The organism is Candidatus Hodarchaeum mangrovi (assembly GCF_975850365.1).
Map to the genome: position 1 here is coordinate 1 of NZ_CDLCQJ010000047.1, position 4,821 is coordinate 4,821.

At 32.9% G+C, this 4,821-nt stretch carries 4 protein-coding genes and 1 pseudogene; 1 reads left to right on the forward strand and 4 read right to left on the reverse strand.

Annotated elements, in window-relative coordinates; genetic code table 11:
- From ACWVCY_RS05030 to ACWVCY_RS05040, 3 genes are all read right to left on the reverse strand, one after another.
- A partial coding sequence (locus ACWVCY_RS05030; RefSeq protein WP_455140795.1) for a sialidase family protein occupies nucleotides 1–914 on the reverse strand: 914 nt, incomplete at its 3' end.
- A 383-nt stretch (nucleotides 915–1,297) separates the two neighbouring features.
- On the reverse strand, nucleotides 1,298–2,140 hold the full coding sequence (locus tag ACWVCY_RS05035; protein WP_455140797.1) for a winged helix-turn-helix domain-containing protein: 843 nt from the start codon (nucleotides 2,138–2,140) through the stop codon (nucleotides 1,298–1,300).
- Between the two features lie 21 nt (nucleotides 2,141–2,161).
- The gene (locus ACWVCY_RS05040) at nucleotides 2,162–3,178 is read right to left on the reverse strand and encodes a hypothetical protein (protein WP_455140799.1); all 1,017 of its coding nucleotides are present in this window, start codon (nucleotides 3,176–3,178) and stop codon (nucleotides 2,162–2,164) included.
- A gap of 423 nt (nucleotides 3,179–3,601) precedes the next feature.
- On the opposite strand from ACWVCY_RS05040, the gene ACWVCY_RS05045 reads away from it, so the two are divergent.
- On the forward strand, nucleotides 3,602–4,156 hold the full coding sequence (locus ACWVCY_RS05045; protein WP_455140800.1) for a flavodoxin family protein: 555 nt from the start codon (nucleotides 3,602–3,604) through the stop codon (nucleotides 4,154–4,156).
- Between the two features lie 41 nt (nucleotides 4,157–4,197).
- Here ACWVCY_RS05045 and ACWVCY_RS05050 read toward each other — a convergent pair.
- Nucleotides 4,198–4,764: pseudogene (locus ACWVCY_RS05050) on the reverse strand (alpha/beta fold hydrolase); the annotation flags it as partial.
- Between the last annotated feature and the right edge of the window lie 57 nt (nucleotides 4,765–4,821).

A 4,821-nucleotide genomic window follows, 5' to 3' on the forward strand; every position in this document is an offset into this window, starting at 1 on the left:
ACAACGTGGATACTTCCATCAGGTGATACAGAAACTTTTGTTCCTCCACAGTACCTTTGTGTGGAGCCGTCATTGACTTTAATTGGTGTTTCAAAAGATAATCCACCATTCTGAGATTTTGCAAGGTAAACATTAGCAGAAATGGAATCTCGTTTTGAATAGACAACATAAAGGATATTATTACTATCAATTGCTACCCACGGATGAGCAAATATTGTTTCAGTTTCCGTTGATTGGATAATAATAGGAGTATAGAACGTCTGTCCACCATCAAGAGAATTTGTAAATAAAATTTGGCAATCCGTGAAGCTACTACTAGTATATGAAAGCCAAGTAACGTAAATTTTTCCATGATTACTAATCTCAAGGTTAACTGTGAAAGGGAGCCATGGAGGAACGTAATCAGTAGATGAATTACTAACTTTAACATCAGATTCAAAGGAGATTCCACGATCTATGGATTTATCGATATATACATTTGCTACTCCAGTTCGGTTATCTTTCCATGCGACGAATATATGACCATTGGTTTTGTCTATTGCTATAGCTGGGCTATCACATTGAACGGAAGTGCTTTCATTATCGTTAATCCTGAAACTTTCACTCCAACTTTTCCCATAATCATGTGAATAGGCAAAATAAACATGAAAACTTACTAAATCATTGCTATTCTCTACCCAATGGCCTTGATAAGCTATATAGACTCCACCGTTGTTATCTGTGGCAATAACAGCAAAGGAACCTTCAATCCCAGGGATCTTGATACTCTCTCCAAAAGAGTCACTAGTTTCACCTAGAATTTCTTCTCTAATTACCATCGTTGAGCTAAGGTCACCCTCAATGTATTGAAAACTAAAAATACAAATTAAAATGCTAATTAAAACAAATGAAGTGATAAAGCGAATATATGCCATCCTAAAGCATCTCTCTTTGGTTTGTCATTCATAGCTTTTTTAAGTTGTTATAATAGAGGTAAAAGCTCTTCTAGGTTCAAGTTTTTAACAATAACTGCATTAATTCATAGAAATATTACACATCTTCCTAAATTATACGGAGAATGAACATAGTATATGGATGAACAAATAGAGGAATAATATTTTATCTAAAGTACAACCTCAAAATGTATTTGTAGAAAAAAGACCTTTAAAAGAATATTTTCGGTGAAAAAATAGCTGTTATTATTTATTGACCTCTGACATTCTTTTTCTTCTAGATCAAGAATTATCCTTCACGATAAAAAGAGCTCCCTGAATAAGAAAAAAATCATCAACTTTAAAGAATACCATTCATTTTTCTGCTATATTAGTACAAAAGCCAATGTTAACAAGGAGTAATTAATAACGAATGAGCTTATCAATGCAGATTTCTTCTCTACGACATAGATCTTCCTGAAAACCATGTAAATCCAGATTATCCAAATCAACTGGAGTAAAATTTGCCCAACTACTAATAGGATTGTATCACTAGACAACAATCTAGTCATTCTACCAAAATAGATAAGTGAAAGGAAAAGAGATATTGGAAGAAATAAACTGCTTCCATTAATTACAATTTCAAAAGAGGTTGGTTCTGATTTTCTAAAAATTCTAGGAATAATACTTATTATACTAATCACACCGATTGAAGACATAATTAATGAGACAGCTGAAGAAAAATTGTTATTACTTTTAAATATAAAACAGCCTACCAATCCAATTTGTAAATCCATGAGAAAAAATAACAGTAGCGATAAACTGAATAAATTTAAGAACAACAACTTGATAGGATTATTATATATGATCTCAAATATGTTATTTATTAATCTCTCAAGTCTAGTTACTCTCATTGGTAGTTTTAAGACCTTAAAACTTTGTTTAGACTGGTCATTTAAGGAAATAATAGGAGGCAATACATCTTCTGTAAAGATTTCCATTATTAATTTCATTCCGTTTGTGGTTAAGATGTACTTCTTCGTTTCAGTTTGTTTGACAAGACCAGAATCAATTAGTACCTTCAGATGGTGATATAGTGTTCCGATTTTAAAGTTTAAATTCTCTCTAAAGTGTTTGATGGAACCTTCACCCTCATAGTAGATTTCTCTAATAAGTGTTCTGCGGTGAGGATGTGCCAATACGGAATATAACTCAGAATTAATGATCATTTAGCTCCTTTCGATTAGGTTTCATTTTCTTTTTTCAATTATAGAAATGACCAAGAGGGCTATTATACTTCCAATCAAAGTCACTATCAGTAGCGTGGGCTCATCTAAAGTCATTAAGCCAGGAACAGAGAAGATAATAGATGAGGATGTCAAAGATAACGTCGATGAGGGCTGTTGTGTTGTTGTCTCATCTAGATTATATGCCACAACTTTCAAATGAGGTTCATTATTTCCATACTTGTTTGCATTTTCCCAAAGAATGGATGTTAGGCCGAAACTAAATCCATAAATGTCTGATTGAATTGAAATTCTGTTTTTAATAACCAGATCACCTGTTAAAGGTGACCTCAATGTAATATTCACAGAAATAATTGCTCCGTGTGAGGATTCAACAGTTGTAGAATCGTAAAAGGTTGTGTAAATCTCTTCTAAGTTAATAGATGATTCATTTAATAAAAAAACTGAAGAGTTGACATTAACATTGATAATTCCTGTTGTATTTGGTTGAAGACGAAAATAGATGTTTATAGTATCTTTGAAACCATCCTCATCCTCATCATACTCAAGCCAAGTAGCATCTAGAGCTTTTTCAGTAATATCTGATTTCCATCCATACCAATCAATAGTTTCTGAAAGTTCTAGGGTGTTATTCATGAATATTCTCACATTAATTTGATATTGACCTTCAAATTCTGGTCTAAAGTCTAAAGTATAACCCTCCCCGTTTCCTGCTGTATTAAACGATTCATGGTGGTCGGTTATAAATTCTACAGTTTTATATTCAAGTGAAGTGTTATTCCAGAGTCTCACATGGATAATGGAATCTATTATAACGAAAATATCAGCTTGGAACCACAACATATATGTGATATCTATCCTATCAGCCTTACTATCCTCGTTGTCGTCATACTCATGCCAATTCACAGTAAAATCTATAGGTTTTTCAGCAGTTTGAATCGATTGTACTGAAACTATGGAAATTAATGAGACCATCAGAATTACTATACTAGTCAATGCTTTCCTTTTCATTTTCATCATTTTTTATCTAATCCTTTTTAATTTAATGTCTATGATCCATTTATCAGTATTATACTTAAGTATTGACTTACAAATCACTAGAACTCTCTTTATTCGGTAAATTTAGAATAGATTTCTGGTTATTATAAAAATTAACTCATTTAAAATATTTAGGTTCTAGGCGACTAGAACTTTTATTCATCTTGCTGTAACAAACTTTCGAAAAAAGATCCAAAACGAGTAAATCAAACAACTTAAGGCTAATAGTTATTTATCTCTCTACGGTTAAACTATAGAAAAAGGATAATTTAGTTATACATTGGAAAATTTGGAAACAGAAATAGAGCTAAGCTTTTCACATAAATTACTTTCAATCAATGCTAATATGATCACATTTCATACAAATCGTTTTTAATGAACAAATAATCAAAGAATGATAGTAAAATGAAACAAATTAGAGTATTAGGAATAGTAGGAAGTCCTCGCAAAGGAGGAAATACTGATATCATAACTGATGAAATATTGAAAGGAGCCAAAGAAAAGGGTGCAAGGACAGAAAAGGTTTTATTGAATGATTTAACAATAAAACCCTGTGATGGCTGTAATGTTTGTTTTAAAACTGGTGAATGTAAACATAAAGACGACTTCATTACCTTAAAAGACAAATTAAATGACAGTGAAGTCTGGATAATAGGGACACCAGTGTATTGGTGGGGACCAACAGCGATACTAAAAGCATTTATCGATAGGTGGTACGAATACGAATTGAAACGCCAATTCTTTCATGGAAAACGAGTCATACTTGTGATTGCTTCAGGGGGAAGTGGTGAATCTTATTCCCGGCATATAATTGGTATGATAGAGGATATTACACAGTATCTCGGGATACACCTAGAAGAGAAAATAGTTTGTACAGGAGTCAGCCGAAGAGGGGATGTAAAGAATAAACCTGAAGTATTGAAAAAAGCACTGGAAGTAGGAAGGAGATTGTCTTCATAAATATTTCATCATTAATAAAAAAGGTTACTGACCTATTATGGTTATACTAATCCTCCAATATGATTAACAATTTCGCTTATGATCTTTGGAGCTATCTCCAATGGAATATCATGCCCCATACCTTGAATTTTCAAAAATTTTGCTTTAGGAATAGATTTAGCAGTATCTTCACCACCCTCAATTGGAATGAGGGGATCAGCATCTCCATGTATTATCAAAGATGGAATATTTACTCTTTTAAGTTCTTCTTTACGACTACCTGAAGCAATAATAGCTGCTAGTTGACGACCAGATCCATTTGGATTAAATGATCGATCGTAAGCACGAGCAACTCGTTTTCTTACAAATTCTTCATTAAATGGGAGAACTCCTCCACTAAGGATTTTCCATGTTTCGACACCTTGTTTTATATTTTCATCACGTTCCGATTCAGGTGGAGCCAATAATACTTTCATTGCTTTTGGAGTTGCTTGAGGTAATGTTGGATCGCCAGTGGTAGACATAATTGAAATTAAGGTTTGAATTCGGTTCGGAAAATTGATTGCTATCGTCTGAGCAATCATTCCACCCATACTTACTCCACAAATATGTGCTTTATCAATTTTTAACGCATCAAGTAATCATATAGCATCTTCTGCCATATCGATTAACTTATAAGGAACATC